The organism is Escherichia sp. E1V33, from assembly GCF_004211955.1.
GTDB lineage: Bacteria > Pseudomonadota > Gammaproteobacteria > Enterobacterales > Enterobacteriaceae > Escherichia.
In genome coordinates, this window is record NZ_RHJI01000011.1 from 1 (window position 1) to 20,637 (window position 20,637).

The window sequence follows — 20,637 nt, forward strand, 5'->3', positions numbered from 1 at the left end:
AAGATGTTTTGGCGGATGAGAGAAGATTTTCAGCCTGATACAGATTAAATCAGAACGCAGAAGCGGTCTGATAAAACAGAATTTGCCTGGCGGCCTTAGCGCGGTGGTCCCACCTGACCCCATGCCGAACTCAGAAGTGAAACGCCGTAGCGCCGATGGTAGTGTGGGGTCTCCCCATGCGAGAGTAGGGAACTGCCAGGCATCAAATTACGAAGTATGGCACTGACCTTTGAGGCAGTTCACTACTCGATAAGAGAGTAGGACAAAGCGAAAGCTTTTGAACGTTGCGAAGCAACGGCCCGAAGGGTGAATCACAACGTGATTCATAAACTGCCAGGCATCAAATTAAGCGTGCTGATATGGCTCAGTTGGTAGAGCGCACCCTTGGTAAGGGTGAGGTCCCCAGTTCGACTCTGGGTATCAGCACCACTTTTTAGGTTAAAGTTCGGCAGATTAGAAAAGAATTTGTCTGGCGGCAGTAGCGCGGTGGTCCCACCTGACCCCATGCCGAACTCAGAAGTGAAACGCCGTAGCGCCGATGGTAGTGTGGGGTCTCCCCATGCGAGAGTAGGGAACTGCCAGACATCAAATAAAACAAAAGGCTCAGTCGAAAGACTGGGCCTTTTGTTTTATCTGTTGTTTGTCGGTGAGTTCTCTCGGGAGAGTAGGACAAATCCGCCGGGAGCGGATTTGAACGTTGCGAAGCAACGGCCCGAAGGGGGGCGGGCAGGACGCCCGCCATAAACTGCCAGACATCAAATCAAGCAAAAAGGCCATCCGAAAGGATGGCCTTTTTGCTTTTCGAACTAACATTCAATTAATGGATTACCTGCGATAAAAATGCCCTCGTACGCTCTGATTTAGGATGTGCAAAAAATTCATCAGGTGCAGCTTGCTCCACTATTTCCCCACGATCCATAAAAATCACCCGGTCAGCGACGGTTCGTGCAAACCCCATCTCATGTGTTACACACAACATTGTCATACCCGACTGCGCCAGCCCAATCATCGTATCCAGCACTTCTTTCACCATCTCCGGATCGAGCGCCGACGTAGGTTCATCAAACAGCATAATCTTTGGTTTCATACAAAGTGAACGTGCTATGGCAACGCGTTGCTGCTGACCACCAGAAATCTGTCCGGGAAACTTCTGCGCATGTTCGGCAATTCTCACCCGCTCAAGGTAATGCATCGCCAGAGCTTCAGCCTCTTTCTTTGGCATCTTGCGTACCCAAATCGGTGCCAGGGTACAGTTCTGTAAAACGGTCAGATGAGGGAAGAGATTGAAATGCTGAAAGACCATTCCCACTTCCTGCCTGACGCGCTCAATATTGCGGATATCTTCATTAAGTTCGATGCCATCTACCACGATCCGTCCCTGTTGATGTTCTTCCAGATGATTAATACAGCGAATGGTTGTCGATTTCCCTGAACCGGAAGGACCGCACAGAACGATGCGTTCACCGGTTTGCACTGTCAGATTAATATCTTTTAAGACATGGAATTGCCCATACCATTTATTGACGTTTTCCAGCGTAATCATCGCGTTAGCAGGTTGCAGTAAAATTTGGCTCATAGTGTCCTCAATGCGGTGTACGCCCGGTGTTAAAACGTTTTTCCAGATGCTGGCTATAGCGCGACATGCTGAAACAGAAGATCCAGTAGATCAGTGCGGCGAAAACATACCCTTCCGTCGACATACCCAACCAGGCGGGATCAACGGTTGCCTGCTGAACGCTACTGAAAAGATCGAACAACCCGATAATGATCACCAGGCTGGTATCTTTGAAGAGTGCGATGATGGTATTTACCAGCCCAGGAATCACCAGCTTCAACGCCTGTGGCAGAATAACCAGTCCCTGAGTTTTCCAGTACCCCAACGCCAGCGACTCTGCCGCTTCGTATTGCCCTTTAGGCAGCGCCTGTAATCCGCCTCGCACGACTTCTGCAACATATGCTGACTGAAACAGAATCACTCCGACCAGCGCGCGGATCAGTTTGTCGATACTGGTGCCTTCTGCCATAAACAACGGCAGCATGACCGAAGACATAAACAGAACGGTAATCAGCGGTACGCCGCGCCAGAATTCGATAAAAATGACTGACAAGATACGCACAATCGGCATATGAGAGCGGCGGCCTAACGCCAGTAAGATCCCCCACGGCAGCGCCCCCGCAATCCCAACTGATGCAATAATTAAAGTTAGCGTCAGCCCGCCCCATTGCCGGGTTTCAACCCGCTCAAGACCAAAAAAACCGCCATACATCAGCCACCAGACAATCAGTGGGTAAATCACCGCCCAGGCCGCAATATAGCGACCGCGATGCGGGAGTATTTTCCAGAACATTGGTGCGATCGACACAAGCCCAATCAGTAATGCGAGGTTAATTCGCCAGCGTTGGTCGTGTGGGTAAAGCCCATACATAAACTGACCAAATCGTTCGTGGATGAAGACCCAACAGGCACCGGCTTTTGTGCAGTCGGCACGCGTTGAGCCAACCCAGTTAGCCTGCAAAAATGCCCAGTTCAGCAGCGGTGGAATCAGTTCCCACATCAGCCACAGGCAGCCAATAGTCAACAGACTATTGCTCCAGCTAGAGAACAGATTTTTGCGCACCCACACCATAGCGCGGCTAGAGTTATGGCTCGCCGGGCGCGGGGGATGAGACAGCAATACTTTTGTCATCATGACTCCTTAGCGTTCAACGATCGCGATGCGGCGGTTATAGATATTCATCAGCAGCGAGATAGTCAGGCTGATAATCAGATAGACCGACATAGTCATAGCTATCGTCTCGATGGCTTGCCCGGTCTGGTTCAGCACGGTGCCAGCAAACAGCGAAACCATATCGGGATAGCCAATAGCGGCGGCAAGAGAGGAGTTTTTGACGATGTTGAGATACTGGCTGGTTAACGGCGGAATAATCACCCGCAATGCCTGGGGAATAATGACCTGGCGTAGCGTCACCGGGTTGGGTAATCCCAGCGAACGCGCCGCTTCGTGCTGACCATAAGGCACTGCCTGGATCCCTGCGCGGATAATCTCGGCGATAAATGCAGAGGTATAAACCGAAAGCGCCAGCGTTAAGGCTGCCAGTTCAGGAATTAAAACCATCCCGCCGCGGAAGTTAAAGCCTTGTAACGCTGGAACATCCCAGTGTAGTGCCGCGCCAAAAAACCATTGCGCCAGTAAAGGCAAACCAATGATCAACACTGCGGCAATTGGCCAGGTGCGGCGCAGTTGTCCGGTCTTTATCTGGTGTGTTTTATTAAAGCGGAATAGCCCAACAGAAAGGACTATAGCCATAACAACAGCCAGGATAAACGCAATAAATCCGTCTCCCAGCTGCGGCGACGGAATATAAAGCCCGCGGTTGCTCAGAAAGACCAGATCTAACGCGCTCACCGCCTGGCGTGGTCCGGGCAAATTGCGCAACACGGCAAAGTACCAGAAGAAGATTTGCAGCAGCGGCGGAATATTACGGAAGATCTCAATATAAATTGTGGAAAGCTTTCGTAGCAGCCAGTTATCCGAAAGTCTCGCCAGACCGATAAAGAAGCCCAGAACAGAAGCGAACACAATACACAATGCAGAAACCAGTAGCGTATTGAGTAAGCCAACAATGAAAACGCGTCCGTAGGTATCACCCTGCTGGTAATCGATCAAATGCTGGACAATACCGAAGCCAGCACCGCGATCCAGAAAGGCAAAACCTGAAGTAATGCCACGATTAGTGAGATTCGTTACTGTGTTGTGAAATAACCAACCAATAATGCCGACAACAGCAACAACGGCAAGGATCTGGAATAACCAGGCGCGAACCGTAGGGTTGGCAAAGGAGAGTGAGCCTTTAACGGTTGAGCGGCGATGAGACATAGAAACCTCGGAAACCATAACGCTGAAGAGAGCGCCGCCGTAGCGACGCTCGTTACCTCACACCGACTTAACGCACGGGCGGCGCGTACTGAATACCGCCGTTATTCCAGAGATTATTTTGCCCACGTTTAATTTTCAGCGGGCTTTCTGAACCTACGTTACGCTCAAAAATTTCCGAGTAGTTACCCACCTGTTTGATGATGTTGTAAGCCCATTTATTATCCAGCTTCAGATCCTTGCCGTAATCACCCTCTTTACCCAGCAGGTGCGCCATATCAGGCGTTGCTGGATTAGCCGCTTTTTCATCAACGTTTTGCGAGTTAACGCCCATCTCTTCAGCATTTAGCATGGCGAAAAGCGTCCAGCGTACAATAGAGAACCATTCATCATCGCCACGACGAACCACCGGACCAAGCGGTTCTTTAGAGATAACTTCCGGTAAGACAATCCATTCAGCTGGGTTGCTTAATTTGATGCGCAGGGCATACAGTTGTGATTGATCCGAGGCCAGCGTATCGCAGCGACCAGATTCCAGTGCCTTCGCTGATTCGTCAGAGCGATCGAAAGTCACTGGCGTGTACTTCATATTGTTTGCCTTGAAGTAATCGGCGACGTTAAGTTCGGTATCAGTACCCGCCTGAATACAGACTGTTGCACCATCCAGTTCTTTCGCGCTTTTTAATCCCGCTTTATCGTGCGTCAGGAAACCAATGCCGTCGTAATAAGTGACGCCAGTAAATGCCATTCCCATTCCTGCGTCGCGGGATGAAGTCCAGGTCGTATTACGGGAGAGCAAATCCACTTCCCCTGACTGTAAAGCGGTGAAGCGTTCTTTTGCTGTGAGTGGGGTATATTTCACTTTCGTGTCGTCGCCAAATACAGCAGCGGCAACACCACGACAAACATCTACATCAATACCTGAAAATTTACCGTCTGCATCGGCATAAGAGAACCCAGGTAATCCGTCACTGATCCCACATTGAACAAAACCTTTATTCTTTACGGCATCAAGTGTCGCGCCAGCATGCGCCTGATTTGCAACGGCAAGCAGCACGCTGGCGGCAGCCAGTGTGGCTATCATCATCTTTTTCATAATGCTTCCTGTGAGGCGAAAATTATCGTTATAGGACGTTTGGGAAACGTCTTTTACCTGTCTGTGGCCATCCTTTTATAAGCAAAAGTAGTGCCAGCTTTTGCGCACGATTCCGCGTCGCAATAAGCTGAGTGTAGACAGGAAATAATAAAAGCATCGCCCTGCAATGGTGCGAAAATGAAACATACGCCACATTTTAGCGCAAAATATTTATTCGCATTTTAGTAAGCAGGATAATGATTGTTAGCGTGAGTATGTGTTTTAAATGAGGTTGGAATTTAATGGATGTGTTATTTCGATGGTTCGAAATTTAATGCTAAATTAAAAGGCAATAAGTTAGAAGAATATAGTTGTATTTCATCTTACGGAGAGATTCTGTACCGTTAAACAGGACGCGGAAGCCCGCGCCCTGTTCAGTTATTTCGACAGTGCGATGATCCCCATCGTCAGGCCAGCGACAGCCGCCGCCCCGCCAGCAATAGCCCCGGCGGTTTCCCAGTTATCCTGAGTCGTACCTTTCATACAGGTATTGGTGTGAACCAGACGGCCCTGATCGTCATAAACCGGAACGCAGGGTGAATCGTGAGCGCAGCCCGCCAGCAATGCGGTGAGCAATGCGACAGGAATTAATCTTTTCATGGTGTTACCTCAGTAATAACGCTACCGCTTAATAAGCTAACTTTCTTATTAACGTGCTGAATGCCATTTTATCACTGAGAGTTATAATTCTTGCGAGATGAATAATGACAAATTATGTGAATTGTAAAAATAATGAAGGGAGAAAGAATAAATGCACTCAATTCAAAAGTTAATGAACCATTAACTCATTAATTTTTATAGTTTTAACTGCAAATTAAAAAGGCGTCCGAAGACGCCTTTGTGTTTTAAATTTACCCTTTAAAGCAACGACGGATCACCACAAAGAACACAGGGACGAAGAAGATTGCCAGTAATGTTGCGGAAATCATGCCGCCCATGACTCCAATCCCTACCGCGTTCTGCGCGCCGCTCCCCGCACCATTACTGATAGCCAGCGGCAATACGCCGAGAATAAAGGCGAGTGATGTCATCAGAATAGGACGAAGACGCATACGTACGGCCATCAGCGTCGCTTCAATAACACCTTTCCCCTCTTTCTCCATCAGGTCTTTGGCGAACTCAACAATCAAGATAGCGTTTTTAGCTGATAAGCCAATTGTCGTTAACAGGCCCACCATAAAATAAACGTCATTTTTTTGATTAAAGAGTGTCGCCGCCAGCAGCACGCCGACAATCCCTAACGGCACGACCAACATAACCGAGACAGGAATTGACCAGCTTTCATAGAGCGCCGCAAGGCACAGGAAAACGACCACGAATGAAATGGCTACCAGAGCTGGGGCCTGGTTGCCTGACAAGCGTTCCTGATACGACATACCCGTCCAGTCATAACCGATTCCGTTAGGTAGTTGTGAGGCGAGGCTTTCCATTAGCGACATCGCATCGCCGGAACTGGTGCCTGGCGCGGCCTCCCCCTGAATCTCCATGGACGGTAGACCGTTGTAGCGTTCCAGACGTGGAGAACCATATACCCAATGTGAAGTGGTAAAGGTGGAGAATGGCACCATTTCTCCGTTAGCGCTGCGAACATAAAGTTTATCGACATCTTCTGGCAGCATACGGAATTTGGCATCTGCCTGAACATATACTTTTTTCACGCGGCCACGGTCGATGAAGTCGTTGACATACGTCCCGCCTAACGCTGTAGAAATGGTCTGATTAATGTCAGAAAGCGAAACGCCTAATGCCTGTGCTTTTTCCTGGTCAACTTCAAGTTTGAATTGCGCAGTATCTTCCAGGCCATTGGGGCGCACACTGACTAAGCTTTCCGGATGTTGCGCTGCCATGCCAAGCAACTGGTTGCGGGCATGGGTTAAGGCATCGTGACCAAGACCTGCCTGATCGATTAACTCAAAGTCGAAACCTGTTGCTGTACCCAGTTCAACAATGGCTGGCATATTGAATGGAATGACAAAACCGTCGCGGATTTTACTCAGTTCCATTTTTGCACGTTGGATTACCGCTTCTGCGCTATTTTCTTCGCCAGTGCGCTCTTCCCACGGTTTAAGGCTGACAAAGGCCATCCCGGCGTTCTGCGCCTGGCCACTGAAGCTAAAACCATTGACCGTAAAGACACTTTCAACGTTCGCCTTCTCGTTCTTCAGATAATAATCCGTCACCTCATCCAGTACTTTTTGTGTCCGCTCTTGCGTCGCGCCAGCGGGCAGTTGGATCATGGTCAGGAAGACACCCTGATCTTCTTCCGGCAAGAAAGAAGAAGGGAGGCGTAAAAACAGCACTACCATTCCGGCGACAATCAGCGCATAAATCAGTAAATATCGCCCTGTAGAACCGAGGATTTTGCCAACGCTACTGGTGTAGTGATTAACGCTATGATCGAAAGTGGTGTTAAACCAGCCGAAGAACCCACCCTTATTTTCGTGATGCTCTGCAGAGACTGGTTTCAGCAATGTTGCACATAACGCGGGGGTGAGAATTAGCGCAACCAGTACTGAAAGCGCCATTGCTGAAACAATAGTGATAGAGAACTGGCGATAAATTGCCCCTGTTGAGCCACCGAAGAATGCCATCGGAATAAATACCGCCGACAGTACCATCGCGATACCGACCAGCGCGCCCTGGATTTGCGACATCGATTTTTCCGTCGCTTCTCTGGGGGGGAGTTTATCCTCCATCATTACGCGCTCGACGTTCTCCACAACGACTATCGCATCATCAACAAGAAGCCCGATGGCAAGCACCATCCCGAACATCGTTAGCGTGTTGATGGAGTAACCAAAAGCGGCGAGTATGGCAAACGTCCCTAACAATACGACAGGTACAGCAATGGTGGGTATCAATGTTGCCCGCATGTTCTGCAAGAACAGATACATCACCAGAAATACCAGGATAATGGCTTCGAACAGCGTTTTCACCACCTCCTGGATAGAAAGCTGGACGAAAGGCGTGGTGTCATAAGGGTAGAGAACCTTCATTCCCTGTGGGAAGAACGGCTGCAATTCTGCCAGTTTGGCCTTGATGGCTTTTGCGGTATCAAGTGCGTTAGCTCCCGTTGCCAGTTTAATGCCGAGGCCAGCTGCGGGTTTGCCGTTGATACGGGCGATAACGTTATAGTTTTCACCACCGAGTTCAATCCGTGCGACATCTTTCAGCCGCACTACCGAACCGTCGCTGTTCACGCGCAGAGTGACCTTGCCGAACTCTCCCGGATCTTTTAATCGTGTCTGGGCAATAATCGACGCGTTTAGCTGCTGTCCCGGTAATGCCGGCGTGCCGCCTAACTGACCGGCAGCAATCTGGTCGTTCTGTACTTTCAACTGGTTAATGACATCAACCGACGTGAGTTTATATTTGTTCAGCAGATCGGCATCGAGCCAGATACGCATAGCGTACTGAGCACCGAACAGTTGCACGTCGCCGACGCCGTTCAAACGGCTAATGGTATCTTTGACGTTAGAGGCGATGTAGTCAGAAATATCGTCTTGCGTGGTACTTGGGTTATCAGAAACAAAACCAGCCACCATCAAAAAGCTGCTACTCGATTTCTCGACACTAATCCCCTGTTGCTGGACTTCTTGCGGCAGCAACGGTGTGGCGAGTTGCAGTTTGTTTTGCACCTGCACTTGCGCGATGTCTGGATCGGTCCCGGACTGGAAGGTGAGGGTAATTGTCACGCTACCGGCTGAATCGCTGGTGGAGGACATATACATCAGATTATCGATGCCGTTCATATTCTGTTCGATAACCTGTGTCACCGTATCCTGTACGGTTTGCGCATCAGCGCCTGGATAGTTTGCCGATACAGAAACCGCAGGTGGGGCAATGGTTGGATACTGGGCGACGGGCAATTGTAGGATCGCCAGTACGCCCGCCATCATCAGAATAATGGCCAGCACCCATGCAAATATTGGTCGTCGAATAAAAAAGTTTGCCATGTCAGATTACCTTACTTCGATGCAGTATCTGCGGGGGTATCGGTAGTGGCTTTAACCTGCTCTCCCGGACGCGCTTTTTGCAGGCCGCTGACAATGACTTGATCGCCAGATTTCAGTCCTTCACTAATCAACCATTTATCGCCAATCGCCTGACTGGCAACGACAGGGCGCGCTTCAACCTGACTTTTATCGTTAACAATCAGCACGGTTGCATCACCACGCGGTGTGCGGCTAACGCCTTGTTGCGGGATAAGAATGGCGTCAGGTTGGACGCCTTCATCAATCCGTGCACGCACAAACATACCCGGCAAAAGCGTATGTTGCGGGTTAGGGAAGACAGCACGTAGGGTTATGGAGCCGGTGCTTTCATCAACGGTCACATCGGAGAATTGCAGCGTACCTTTCAGAGGATAGGTTTGACCGTTTTCCATGACCAACTCTACGTTGCTGGTGGCGTTTTCCTTATGCAAATTTCCTTGCTCTACGGATTGCTTCAGTCTCATGAAGTCGTTGCTGGATTGAGTCACATCGACATAGATAGGATCGAGTTGCTGGACAGTCGCCAGTTCGGTCGTTTGCCCGTTAGTGACGAGAGCACCTTCGGTCACTGAAGATTTGCCGATACGCCCGCTAATTGGCGCAGTCACTTTGGTATAAGCGAGATTGATGCGGGCACTTTCGACCGTAGCTTTTGCGGCTATAACGGTAGCGTCGGCCTGACGAGCATCGGCAATCGCTTGATCGTACTCCTGCTGGCTGATGTATTTCGTACCCACAAGCGGAACATAACGTTTTACCGTCAAATGCGCGATGGAAGCGGCAGCTTCGCTTTTCGCCAGTTCGCCTTTCGCGCTGTCATAACTTGCCTGATAAGTGGCCGGATCGATCTGGTACAGGGACTGGCCTGCTTGCACATCGCTACCTTCAGTGAAATTACGATTCAGCACTATCCCGCTAACCTGAGGGCGAACTTCGGCAATACGGAAAGCATTGGTACGGCCTGGTAATTCAGTTTTAACTTCTAACGGGGCCGTATTCACAACATGAACGGTAACCTGCGGTTCACCGACGTGAGCTTTCTCTTCTCCCTTATCGTTACAGCCCGCAATTAACGCTGCGGAGATCATGATAAAGGAGGGCAGGAGGAAAAACCTGGCATGTTTCGTCATTACTATTCCTCAAAAAACCAAAAGCGCGTTATTAGCCAGAAAAAGGCAACGCGTTAACTCGCAGAAATAAAAATACAGTTCGCTATCCTACAAATTATCGTCCGGCGATGTAAGGAATAGTTATGAATAGTCGCTATTCAAGGCACGCAAACACAAAAAGAGATTAATATTCTAATGTTCTCATTTGATGTGAGTTGAAAAGAGTGGAATCATTTTAACGCAAAGTGAAATATACATTTATTAAATAAATACATTATCGCCAAACAATAGATTTGAATTATTTGACGATTGATAGCAGATGGGATTTGGCTTCTCGTATAAATAAACATTCGGTGATACATTACTTCTCGTTGTTTCCCTTATGTCGAATATATTTATTTCCTGAATGATTAATCATGGCAAAAAGAACCAAAGCCGAAGCCCTGAAGACCCGGCAAGAATTGATTGAAACCGCCATCGCCCAGTTTGCGCAGTTTGGCGTAAGCAAGACGACGCTCAATGACATCGCCGACGCTGCCAACGTCACGCGTGGCGCAATCTACTGGCACTTCGAAAACAAGACACAACTGTTTAATGAGATGTGGCTGCAACAGCCTTCATTGCGGGAGTTAATCCAGGAACGTCTGACGGCAGGGTTAGAGCATGATCCTTTCCTGCAATTGCGTGAAAAACTGATTGTTGGCTTGCAATATATTGCCGAAATTCCCCGCCAGCAGGCATTACTGCAAATCTTATATCACAAATGTGAATTTAATGATGAAATGCTGGCCGAGGCAGTAATACGTGAAAAGATGGGCTTTAATCCACAGATTCTGCGTGGAGTATTGCAAGAATGTCAACAACTGGGGTATGTCGCTAAAAGCCTCGACTTAGACGTTGTAATGATTATTATTGATGGAGCCTTCAGCGGTATTGTTCAAAACTGGCTAATGAATATAGCGGGTTACGATCTTTATAAACAAGCACCCGCATTAGTCGATAATGTATTAAGAATGTTTATGCCAGATGAAAATATAACGAAATTAATTCATGAGGCAAATGAATTAGGTATCGTATAAAGTTACATTCTATTGTGAAAATCCAGTTCGTCACAGTTAACCAGTTTTAGTGGATTAACTGAGTTCATATTGCGGCATTTGTCTGTTTCTGTTGCCAGCAGTTCAATCCACTGCATCAGTAAAGTATCAAACAGAAAAACGAAGACAGCGAAAACGACGAGCCACCAATACTTGCGAATCATTACCTGAGCCTGTGCATGTTTAACCAAGTCTGGCAGGAAATATACACGAAATGAATAATCTGAAAACCAGGCTTACACTTCCTTTACTTTGCAATGAGATCGGGGTCAACTTCGCTTAACCGACTTCGTTTTGACAGGTTGCCGGTCTTTCTTTTTTTCACTTTCGCCAGTTCTTCCGCAGAGTAATGCGACGCGACATCCAGCCGTCGAAGCCCCATTTTGATGTACTCGCTGTTGATCTCAATACCAATGAATTTTCGCCCGCTGGAGACGGCTACGGCACCGGTAGTAAAGCTACCGGCAAACGGGTCGAGAACGATATCGCCTGGGTTGGAAGAGGCGAGAATAATGCGTTTCAGTAAGGCTTCCGGTTTTTGCGTCGGGTGGTTCTCATATTCATCCATCAAATAACGCACGCGCGGAAAATCCCAGACGTTACCCGGTACTTTTTGATGATTGTAAGGCTGTGGAGGATTTTTGCGATAATCGATCAACGCGCGCTGCGATCCGGTTTTGGCTTCTACCAGAATAGCATCACCGTTGAATGTGTAGTTCTTTGCGTCTTTCACCATCATCAGGATGGGTTCGTACATGGAGCCGTAGTGTTTTTTCGCCTGCACTCCAGAACTGTCATATGACCAGACGATGCGACTTTTGATGGTAAAAAGCTTGCGGCACTGGAGATCGATAAAGGGCATGTTTTCCGTACTGTTCATGATGTACATGCTGCCCTGCTTTTTCAGAACGCGGTGGCACTCTGCAATCACTTCTAACAGCCAGTCGATAAACAGATCTTCTTTCCAGGCTTCGATCAGACCATCAAAATTTTTACCGATGTTATACGGTGGGTCGGCAAAGATCAGATCGACGCTTTCAGTAGGTAGCTTTTTAAGTTCGGCAAGGGCATCACCGTGAATAATGGTCTTAGCTTCATTACCAAACCGGGTCGGTTCACATCCTGTTCTCATGGTCACTCCCTTTGTGACACCTATAAAAAAGGCGCTTCCCCATGCCGAGTAGCGCCTTTTTAATCAAGCATTTAGCTAACCTGAATTAGTTCATGCCGTATTTTTTCAATTTTTTACGCAGCGTACCACGGTTGATGCCCATCATCAGCGCAGCACGGGTCTGGTTACCACGGGTGTATTGCATCACCATGTCCAACAGGGGCTGTTCTACTTCAGCCAGTACCAGCTCATAGAGGTCATTCACATCCTGACCATTCAGTTGAGCAAAATAGTTCTTCAGTGCCTGTTTAACCGAGTCACGCAGGGGTTTTTGGGTTACCTGATCCTGAGAGTTAACGGTAGAAACGGTCAGTACGTCAGAATTTACGCGTTGTTCGAACATAGTTCTGTCAGCTCTTTATTTCTGTTTACGCAAAATTTTCGAAGTATGCCTCCAACGCCTCCAGCTGTTCGCTGGCATCCTCAATGGCGTTGAATGTGCGCCGAAACTGGTCATTTGGAGCGTGTTCCTGGAGATACCAGGAAACGTGTTTACGTGCAATTCGGTACCCTTTTGCCGGACCATAAAAGTCATGCAGTTCCCGAACGTGCGCGCAAAGCAAGCGCTTAACCTCTGCCAAAGGCAGCGGGGGCAGCAACTCCCCAGTGTCCAGATAATGCTGGATTTCCCGAAAGATCCAGGGTCTTCCCTGAGCTGCGCGGCCTATCATCAGGGCATCCGCCCCTGTATAGTCGAGCACAGCTCTGGCTTTAAGCGGGTCAGTAATGTCGCCATTCGCGATAACCGGAATGGAAACTTTCTGCTTAACTGCCCGAATACTGTCGTACTCAGCTTCTCCATTGAACAAACAGGCGCGTGTACGGCCATGAATGGTCAGAGCCTGAATGCCACAGTCTTCAGCCAGTTGGGCAATCTCTTCGCAGTTACGGTGTTCCGGTGCCCAGCCGGTGCGAATCTTCAGGGTAACAGGAACGTCCACTGCATTGACGACCTCGGTAAGGATCGATTTAACGACATCCGGGTACTGCAAGAGGGCTGAACCTGCGAGCTTGCGATTCACTTTTTTAGCCGGGCAACCCATATTGATATCAATAATCTGGGCACCGCTTTCCACGTTAATACGTGCTGCATCTGCCATTTCTTTCGGATCGCTACCAGCAATTTGCACGGTGCGAATACCGGGTTCATCAATGTGCACCATCCGTAAACGAGATTTGTCGCTTTCCCAAACCTGTGGGTTAGAAGACATCATCTCGGATACTGTCAATCCGGCTCCCATCTCGTAGCACAACGTCCGAAAAGGTCTGTCTGTAATGCCAGCCATGGGCGCTGCGATCAGGCGATTTCTGAGCTGATATTGTCCGATGCGCATGAGTTAAGAAATGACCATACTGTGACTGCAAGGCGGCGTATATTACGCATTTTTTGCACGAGATGAAAGGCCAAACTTTGACCAATCCTCTGAGATGGATCAAAGAATTGCATTTAAAATGAGCGTGGTGCGATAATTACTCATAAAAATCATCATATTAGAAAATAGTGATTAAAATTTACACTCAAAGAAATTTGAGTAAGTTCTCAATTTTTCTTTATGAATGAAAATTTTGGCACGCAAATTTGCGTAAATAATCGGCAAATTCACGTGCCTTTTGTGAGCTTGCTCGCACTTCGCCCCGCGTCACCCTACGGCGATGCGAAGGTTAATTCTTACGACCGGTAATACGGCACCACTCTTCTTTTTCCACGACCGGGTCCAGTGCGAAGCTGTCGGCATAAGCTTCACAAACGCTCTCTGCCTGGCTTGCCAGAATACCGGAAAGGCCCAGCAAACCGCCTGAAACCGGCAGGACGCTGATTAACGGTGCCAGTTCACGTAATGGGCCTGCAAGGATGTTAGCGACCACCACGTCGGCTTTCATTTCTTCTGGCTGATCTTTCGGTAAGTAGAGTTCCAGACGGTCAGAAACGCCATTACGTTCGGCGTTATCGCGGCTGGCCTGAATCGCCTGCGGATCGATATCAATACCAATGGCTTTTGCTGCACCCAGTTTCAGCGCCGCGATCGCCAGAATGCCGGAACCACAGCCAAAGTCGATGACTGTTTTACCGGTTAAATCGAGGCTGTCGAGCCATTGCAGGCACAGAGAGGTGGTTGGATGGGTACCCGTACCAAACGCCAGCCCTGGATCTAACATCACGTTGACGGCGTTTTCGTCCGGCACATCACGCCAGCTAGGGCAGATCCACAGTCGTTCACCAAAGCGCATCGGGTGGAAATTATCCATCCATTCGCGCTCCCAGTCTTTATCTTCTAGTTGTTCGATTTTATGCGCGAAGCCTGCGCCGAGCAGCGGATGGTTTTCCAGAATCGCCACCACGTCGTTCATATCGGTTTCAGCGTCGAACAGACCAATCACATCGGTGTCGCCCCACAGGCGCGTTTCGCCCGGCAGCGGCTCAAATACTGGCGTATCGTGGGTATCCTGAAAAGTGATAGAAACGGCACCCGCTTCCATCAGCGCATCGCTAAGATCTTCCGCGTTCGCGCCGGTGGTGTTCAGTTTCAGTTGGATCCAAGGCATGGCAAAACTCTTTATTTATCAGTAGTCAAAACGGTAGCTTGCGGGACGGATGTACCGAAACGGTTTCCGACCAGGAAAGCCAGCAAACTTAGTAGTAACGAGGGCACGATAGGGTGGAAGCCCAGGTACTGAATATTCAGCGTCGCGAGTACGGCATACAGCACGCCGCCAACGATCATCGCACTTAGCGCGCCTTTGGCGTTGGCGCGTTCCCAGTAAAGACCCAGCACCAGCGGCCACAGGAAAACGGCTTCCAGCCCACCGAAGGCCAGCAAGTTCAGCCAGATGATCATTTCTGGCGGCTTCCAGGCGGCAAGCAGCAGCAACGCGCCGAGAACTAACGTAATTACCGCCGACATCCGCTTCAGACGCGTCTCGTTTTGCATTTGATCCGGACGGATATTCAGATAGAGATCTTTAATGATCGTAGCGGAACTTTGCAGCAGTTGGGCGTTAATTGTCGACATGATCGCAGCCATCGGTGCAGCAAGGAAGATCCCGGCCGCAAACGGTGGCAGTACTTTTACCATTAACGTCGGGATCACCAGATCCGGTACGGTAAGATCAGGGATCACCGCACGACCTAACGCTCCGGCCAGATGCATACCGAACATCAGGATTGCGACCACAATCGTACCGATGATGATCCCCCGATGAACTGCTTTGCTATCTTTATAAGAGATACAGCGCACCGCAGTATGCGGCAGGCCAATAACGCCAAAGCACACCAGCACCCAGAACGACGTCATAAACGCAGGCGACAGAATATCGTCAGCGCCTTGTGGCGTAACCAGTTGCGGATCGATGGTTTGCAGCGTCTCTACCGCATTACTTAAACCGCCTGCGGCATGCACCACGCCAATAAGCAGCACAATGGTGCCAATCAGCATCACCAGCCCTTGCATGGTGTCGTTGAGCACACTGGCGCGAAAGCCGCCAAAGGCGGTATACAACGCAATACTAATACCGAAAATCAGTAGCCCGGTTTCATAAGGAATACCCGCCGCGGTTTCCAGCAGACGCGCACCGCCGATAAACTGCACGGTCATCGCACCAACGAACGCAACCAGCAAACTCAAACTCGCCAGCCACACCAGCAGGCGACTCTGGTAGCGGGCAAACAGCATATCGTTCAGCGTCACCGCATTGTAGCGGCGCGCGAGAATCGCGAACTTTTTGCCGAGAATACCGAGCGAAAGCCAGACCGCAGGTAGCTGGATCATCGCCAGTAACACCCAGCCCAGCCCGTATTTATAAGCAGCTCCTGGCCCGCCGATAAACGAACTGGCGCTGATATAGGTCGCGGTGAGCGTCATCGCCAGCACAATACCGCCCATAGAACGGCTGCCGAGGAAATACTCATTAAGGAAGGTGCCGGTGCTCCGTTTACGCATCGCATAAACCGAGATACCGAACACCACTACCAGATAGGCGACCAGCGGTAGAATTACTTCAAGCTGCATCGTCATCCTCCAGTGGGATATCGCGATAGATAAATTTCACCATCGCCCAGCACAGTCCAATAAACAGCAGCGGCGTCAGGATGCAGGCCATCTCAAACCAGCGCGGAAAGCCGGTAAAACCGGGGGCAACGCCTGGTAAGTAAGCGGCTACTAACCATACCGCAAGATACAAAAGGGTCAGCCCCAGCGCCCAGCGCGCCTCTTTATGGGCCTGAACAAAACGAGTGTCCATTTTTTGTCCCTGATGGGTGAAGAAAGCGGGGATTGTACCTTATGGGGGTTGTCGATCCCCAGTAATAAAAAAGGCCGGAAAATCCGGCCTTTTGACGCTTCAGCAGTCTTATTTTTCCTGAAGACCGAGTTTTTTCTCCAGATAGTGGATGTTAGTCCCACCATGCTGGAAGTTCTCGTCGTTCATGATGCGGATCTGCAGATCAACGTTGGTTTTGATACCGTCAATGATAAGCTCCTGCAACGCATTCTTCATGCGCGCAATAGCCACGTCACGGTTTTCACCGTAGCAAATCAGCTTACCGATCATTGAGTCATAGTACGGTGGCACGGTGTAGCCCGCGTAGATATGAGACTCCCAACGCACACCAAAACCGCCTGGTGCGTGGAAACGGGTGATTTTGCCCGGGCTTGGCAAGAAGGTATTCGGATCTTCGGCGTTGATACGGCATTCCACCGCATGGCCGCGAACGTGAACTTCTTCTTGCTTGATAGACAGCGGCTGACCTGCGGCGATACGCAGCTGTTCTTTGATCAGGTCAACGCCGGTGATCATTTCAGTAACCGGGTGTTCTACCTGAATACGGGTGTTCATTTCGATGAAATAGAACTCGCCATTTTCGAACAGGAACTCAAACGTACCAGCACCGCGATAGCCGATATCAACACACGCTTTAGCACAACGTTCGCCGATGTAGCGACGCAGTTCCGGTGTAATGCCCGGTGCTGGTGCTTCTTCGACCACTTTCTGGTGACGACGCTGCATTGAGCAGTCACGTTCCGCCAGATAGATAGCGTTGCCCTGACCGTCAGCCAGTACCTGGATCTCGACGTGGCGAGGATTTTCCAGGTATTTCTCCATGTAAACCATATCGTTGCTGAAAGCCGCTTTCGCTTCCGCACGAGTCATGGAGATAGATTGTGCCAGTTCAGCGTCGCCACGCACTACGCGCATACCACGACCGCCGCCGCCGCCGGAAGCTTTGATAATTACCGGATAACCAATGCGTTTAGCAATGGCACGGTTTTTATCCATATCGTCGCCCAGCGGGCCGTCAGAACCTGGTACGCAAGGAACGCCTGCTTTTTTCATCGCGGCGATAGCGGATACTTTGTCGCCCATGAGGCGAATGGTTTCTGCTTTCGGGCCGATGAAAATAAAGCCGGAGCGTTCAACCTGCTCGGCAAAGTTGGCGTTCTCGGAGAGGAAGCCGTAACCCGGATGGATTGCTACTGCGCCGGTGATTTCAGCGGCGCTGATGATTGCCGGGATGTTCAGATAACTTTTTACTGACGGAGCAGGGCCGATACAGACCGTTTCATCTGCCAGTAATACGTGTTTTAGATCGCGATCCGCGCTGGAGTGCACAGCGACAGTCTTGATGCCCAGTTCTTTACAGGCACGAAGAATACGCAATGCAATCTCGCCGCGGTTGGCAATAACAATTTTATCCAGCATGTTCGCCTCGTTACTCGATGACGACCAGCGGCTCGTCAAATTCTACCGGTTGTCCACTTTCGACCAGAATTGCTTTCACAGTACCGGATTTGTCTGCTTCGATCTGGTTCATCATTTTCATGGCTTCAACGATGCACAGGGTATCGCCCACGTTCACTTTCTGCCCCACTTCGATGAACGCTTTCGCGTCCGGGCTTGGGGTGCGGTAGAAAGTACCAACCATTGGGGAACGTACGATGTGACCACTGATTTCCGCTGCTGCTGGCGCTTCCATGGAAGGAACGGTCGCCGGAGCGGCTGCGTTAGATTGAGCTGGCTGCTGCATCATTGGTGCAGCGTAAGCTTGTTGCATCATCGGGAAACTTGCGGCAGGTGCTGCACGGCTGATGCGTACTGACTCTTCGCCTTCAGAAATTTCCAGTTCAGAGATGCCTGATTCTTCAACCAGCTCGATCAGTTTTTTAATCTTACGAATATCCATGAGTGGGTTCCGTACTCTTTGTTTAGTGTGATTGTGACAGGCGTTTCACCGCCGTCTGTAAAGCGTATGCCCCGACAGCTGTATGCATAGCGGTAAATTCCAGCAGGCCGGGACGCCGGTCTATTTTGCCCCAGAGTGTCAATGTGAGACTTGACGGACATTGTGCAGCGATCTGCTGCTATCCTCCGGCAAAAAACAAAATATACCTTCGTTGCGCCATTGTCACCTTTTCAGCAGCTTAAAAACTGCTTCAGGGAGAACGAGGTCGCACATTATAACGATTTCGTAGCAAATGGCAGCTAAATACTGGTCTTATCAGGGAAGATAATCAACAGCTAACATGTAAATAACTTTCAACGTCGCGTAATTTGCAATAAGCCGCACAGTTCATGAAATTAGCGCCACCATTGACGGAACTTCTTATAACGTAAGGCTAAAAGCAGTAATGCCAGCCCGGCGTAGATGATCGGCTGCGGTGAGATAACCTTCACTGACCACAGATAATGTATGGGGGCCAGGATCGCGACAAGATAGACGAAGTTATGCAACTGTTGCCAATGTTTGCCTAGTTTTCGCTGCATCGCTTGTGTAGACGTGAATGCTAAAGCAAGCAAAATCAACCAACTGATAATACCCAGGGTTAAATAAGGTCGGGTGATTAATTCCTGACCGAACAATGCCAGGTTGTTCACGCCAAGTTCCAACAATGCATAACTGGTTAAGTGCAGCGTCGCCCAGGCGAAACACCATAAACCTAACAGGCGGCGGGTGCGTATCAATAATGGCTGCTTAGCGTAGCGCGCCAGCGGAGTAATTAACAACGTTGCCAATAAAAATTTCAGCGCAGTCCGACCGGTAAAATGCTGAATATCTTTCACCGGGTCGGCACTTAGCCCGCCATGATTGATTGCCCAAACCAGCCAGACAAATGGCAAAAATCCGGCAAGATGCAGGCAAATTTTCAGCCAGGTAACCTGTTTTGCAGTCAAACGCACTTAGAAGTTCTCCCGTAGATCCAGTCCGCGATAAAGTGACGCGACTTCATCGGCGTAGCCGTTAAATAACAGAGTCGGCTGGCGTTGCACATCCAGGATGCCGCCTGAACCGATAAATCGCTCAGTAGCCTGCGACCAGCGAGGGTGATCAACATGCGGATTAACGTTGGCGTAAAAGCCGTATTCGTTGGGGGCCGAAAGATTCCAGGTGGTTGGTGGGCGTTCTCGGGTCAGCTTAATGCTCACTATCGACTTGATGCCTTTAAAGCCGTATTTCCATGGCACAATCAGGCGTACTGGCGCGCCATTTTGCGGTGGCAACGCCTTGCCGTAGACGCCAACAGTCAGCAGCGTGAGCGGATGCATTGCTTCGTCGAGACGTAATCCTTCAATATAGGGATATTTCAGACCGCCGCCGATAAACCTGTCCTGCTGGCCGGGCATTTGTTCCGGTGCATAAATTGTTTCGAAAGCGACGTACTTCGCGTTGCTGGTCGGCTCTGCCAGCGACAGCAGTTTATGTAGCGGAAAACCAATCCACGGCACCACCATCGACCATGCTTCTACGCAGCGCATCCGGTAAATCCGCTCTTCTAAAGGGAATCGACGGGTTAGCGCATCGTGGTCGAGGGTTAACGGTTTACTGACTTCACCACTGATTTTCAACGTCCACGGATCGGTTTTCAGGCTGCCAGCATTCGCGGCGGGATCCGCTTTATCCAGCCCAAACTCATAGAAATTGTTGTAGCCGGAAACTTTATCTTCCGGTGTCAGTGGCAGGTTATTTTGCCAGGCAGCAGGCTTGCTGAACTCCAGGGGTTTTCCTGCAGGCGCGGGAGGGCGATCGTTACCCTTAAACCAGCCAAGCAAATCCGCGTGGGTGGCGTTTGGTAAAGAGAGGGCGGCAGCGCTGATGCCTAAGGCTTTCAGAACTTGCCGACGTTGCATAAAAAAAGCCGATTCAGCAGTGACATCGGCTTCTGTAAGTTGACGAATTTTTTTCATAACAGACTCCCGGTATGCTCATGATTACTATGGCAGGGAGAATGTCAAAGTGCTGCTAAAATTCGTTAACGATATGT

General features: G+C 49.7%; 19 protein-coding genes, 1 tRNA gene and 2 rRNA genes. 4 read left to right on the plus strand and 18 right to left on the minus strand.

Annotation, left to right across the window (positions count from 1 at the left end; genetic code table 11):
* Positions 1 to 85 precede the first annotated feature (85 nt).
* The 3 genes from rrf (D9742_RS11465) to rrf (D9742_RS11475) all read left to right on the plus strand — a co-directional run bounded on the left by rrf (D9742_RS11465) (position 86) and on the right by rrf (D9742_RS11475) (position 584).
* A 5S ribosomal RNA gene (rrf, locus tag D9742_RS11465) occupies positions 86 to 201 on the plus strand.
* Between the two features lie 152 nt (positions 202 to 353).
* Positions 354 to 429, plus strand: a tRNA-Thr gene (locus tag D9742_RS11470).
* Between the two features lie 39 nt (positions 430 to 468).
* A 5S ribosomal RNA gene (rrf, locus tag D9742_RS11475) occupies positions 469 to 584 on the plus strand.
* Positions 585 to 817: 233 nt separating this feature from the next.
* Here rrf (D9742_RS11475) and D9742_RS11480 read toward each other — a convergent pair.
* The 7 genes from D9742_RS11480 to acrE all read right to left on the minus strand — a co-directional run bounded on the left by D9742_RS11480 (position 818) and on the right by acrE (position 10,135).
* Complete coding sequence (locus D9742_RS11480) at positions 818 to 1,576, minus strand: amino acid ABC transporter ATP-binding protein (protein WP_130219134.1); 759 nt, start codon at positions 1,574 to 1,576, stop codon at positions 818 to 820.
* A 7-nt stretch (positions 1,577 to 1,583) separates the two neighbouring features.
* Positions 1,584 to 2,687 carry an amino acid ABC transporter permease gene (locus tag D9742_RS11485; RefSeq protein WP_130237091.1) on the minus strand — a complete coding sequence of 368 codons (1,104 nt, stop codon included), beginning with the start codon at positions 2,685 to 2,687 and terminating at the stop codon, positions 1,584 to 1,586.
* Positions 2,688 to 2,696: 9 nt separating this feature from the next.
* Positions 2,697 to 3,878 carry an amino acid ABC transporter permease gene (locus tag D9742_RS11490; RefSeq protein ID WP_130236994.1) on the minus strand — a complete coding sequence of 394 codons (1,182 nt, stop codon included), beginning with the start codon at positions 3,876 to 3,878 and terminating at the stop codon, positions 2,697 to 2,699.
* 67 nt (positions 3,879 to 3,945) lie between these two features.
* Complete coding sequence (locus D9742_RS11495) at positions 3,946 to 4,971, minus strand: amino acid ABC transporter substrate-binding protein (protein ID WP_130236995.1); 1,026 nt, start codon at positions 4,969 to 4,971, stop codon at positions 3,946 to 3,948.
* Between the two features lie 417 nt (positions 4,972 to 5,388).
* Entirely contained in the window at positions 5,389 to 5,610 is a 222-nt protein-coding gene (locus tag D9742_RS11500) for a membrane protein (RefSeq protein ID WP_000825639.1), read from the minus strand.
* Between the two features lie 251 nt (positions 5,611 to 5,861).
* A complete protein-coding gene (gene acrF / locus D9742_RS11505; RefSeq protein WP_130236996.1) occupies positions 5,862 to 8,966 on the minus strand; it encodes a multidrug efflux RND transporter permease subunit AcrF in 3,105 nt (1,034 codons plus the stop codon).
* Positions 8,967 to 8,977: 11 nt separating this feature from the next.
* Positions 8,978 to 10,135: a multidrug efflux RND transporter periplasmic adaptor subunit AcrE gene (gene acrE / locus D9742_RS11510; protein WP_130236997.1), complete on the minus strand. Its 1,158-nt coding sequence runs from the start codon at positions 10,133 to 10,135 to the stop codon at positions 8,978 to 8,980.
* Between the two features lie 395 nt (positions 10,136 to 10,530).
* Here acrE and envR point away from each other — a divergent pair, with 395 nt between their 5' ends.
* Positions 10,531 to 11,193 (plus strand): acrEF/envCD operon transcriptional regulator, encoded by a 663-nt coding sequence (envR, locus tag D9742_RS11515; protein ID WP_130236998.1) that lies wholly within the window; start codon positions 10,531 to 10,533, stop codon positions 11,191 to 11,193.
* Between the two features lie 2 nt (positions 11,194 to 11,195).
* Here envR and D9742_RS11520 read toward each other — a convergent pair whose 3' ends face one another.
* The 11 genes from D9742_RS11520 to msrP form a co-directional block, all read right to left on the minus strand.
* Positions 11,196 to 11,375, minus strand: coding sequence for a DUF2556 family protein (locus tag D9742_RS11520; RefSeq protein WP_130236999.1), 180 nt, complete (start codon positions 11,373 to 11,375; stop codon positions 11,196 to 11,198).
* Positions 11,376 to 11,458: 83 nt separating this feature from the next.
* A complete protein-coding gene (gene yhdJ, locus D9742_RS11525; protein WP_001258928.1) occupies positions 11,459 to 12,343 on the minus strand; it encodes an adenine-specific DNA-methyltransferase in 885 nt (294 codons plus the stop codon).
* An 85-nt stretch (positions 12,344 to 12,428) separates the two neighbouring features.
* Entirely contained in the window at positions 12,429 to 12,725 is a 297-nt protein-coding gene (gene fis, locus D9742_RS11530) for a DNA-binding transcriptional regulator Fis (protein ID WP_000462905.1), read from the minus strand.
* A gap of 25 nt (positions 12,726 to 12,750) precedes the next feature.
* Positions 12,751 to 13,716, minus strand: a complete 966-nt coding sequence (gene dusB / locus D9742_RS11535; RefSeq protein WP_001219652.1) for a tRNA dihydrouridine synthase DusB — start codon at positions 13,714 to 13,716, stop codon at positions 12,751 to 12,753.
* 328 nt (positions 13,717 to 14,044) lie between these two features.
* Positions 14,045 to 14,926 carry a 50S ribosomal protein L11 methyltransferase gene (gene prmA, locus D9742_RS11540; protein ID WP_001145827.1) on the minus strand — a complete coding sequence of 294 codons (882 nt, stop codon included), beginning with the start codon at positions 14,924 to 14,926 and terminating at the stop codon, positions 14,045 to 14,047.
* A gap of 11 nt (positions 14,927 to 14,937) precedes the next feature.
* Positions 14,938 to 16,389, minus strand: coding sequence for a sodium/pantothenate symporter (panF, locus tag D9742_RS11545; protein ID WP_001175714.1), 1,452 nt, complete (start codon positions 16,387 to 16,389; stop codon positions 14,938 to 14,940).
* A complete protein-coding gene (locus D9742_RS11550; RefSeq protein WP_000381170.1) occupies positions 16,379 to 16,621 on the minus strand; it encodes a YhdT family protein in 243 nt (80 codons plus the stop codon). The genes panF and D9742_RS11550 overlap by 11 nt, the downstream gene beginning before the upstream one ends.
* Before the next feature lie 108 nt (positions 16,622 to 16,729).
* Complete coding sequence (gene accC / locus D9742_RS11555) at positions 16,730 to 18,079, minus strand: acetyl-CoA carboxylase biotin carboxylase subunit (protein ID WP_000884639.1); 1,350 nt, start codon at positions 18,077 to 18,079, stop codon at positions 16,730 to 16,732.
* A gap of 10 nt (positions 18,080 to 18,089) precedes the next feature.
* Positions 18,090 to 18,560: an acetyl-CoA carboxylase biotin carboxyl carrier protein gene (gene accB / locus D9742_RS11560; RefSeq protein WP_000354618.1), complete on the minus strand. Its 471-nt coding sequence runs from the start codon at positions 18,558 to 18,560 to the stop codon at positions 18,090 to 18,092.
* Positions 18,561 to 18,955: 395 nt separating this feature from the next.
* Positions 18,956 to 19,555 carry a protein-methionine-sulfoxide reductase heme-binding subunit MsrQ gene (msrQ, locus tag D9742_RS11565; protein WP_130237000.1) on the minus strand — a complete coding sequence of 200 codons (600 nt, stop codon included), beginning with the start codon at positions 19,553 to 19,555 and terminating at the stop codon, positions 18,956 to 18,958.
* Positions 19,556 to 20,560: a protein-methionine-sulfoxide reductase catalytic subunit MsrP gene (msrP, locus tag D9742_RS11570; protein WP_130237001.1), complete on the minus strand. Its 1,005-nt coding sequence runs from the start codon at positions 20,558 to 20,560 to the stop codon at positions 19,556 to 19,558.
* Between the last annotated feature and the right edge of the window lie 77 nt (positions 20,561 to 20,637).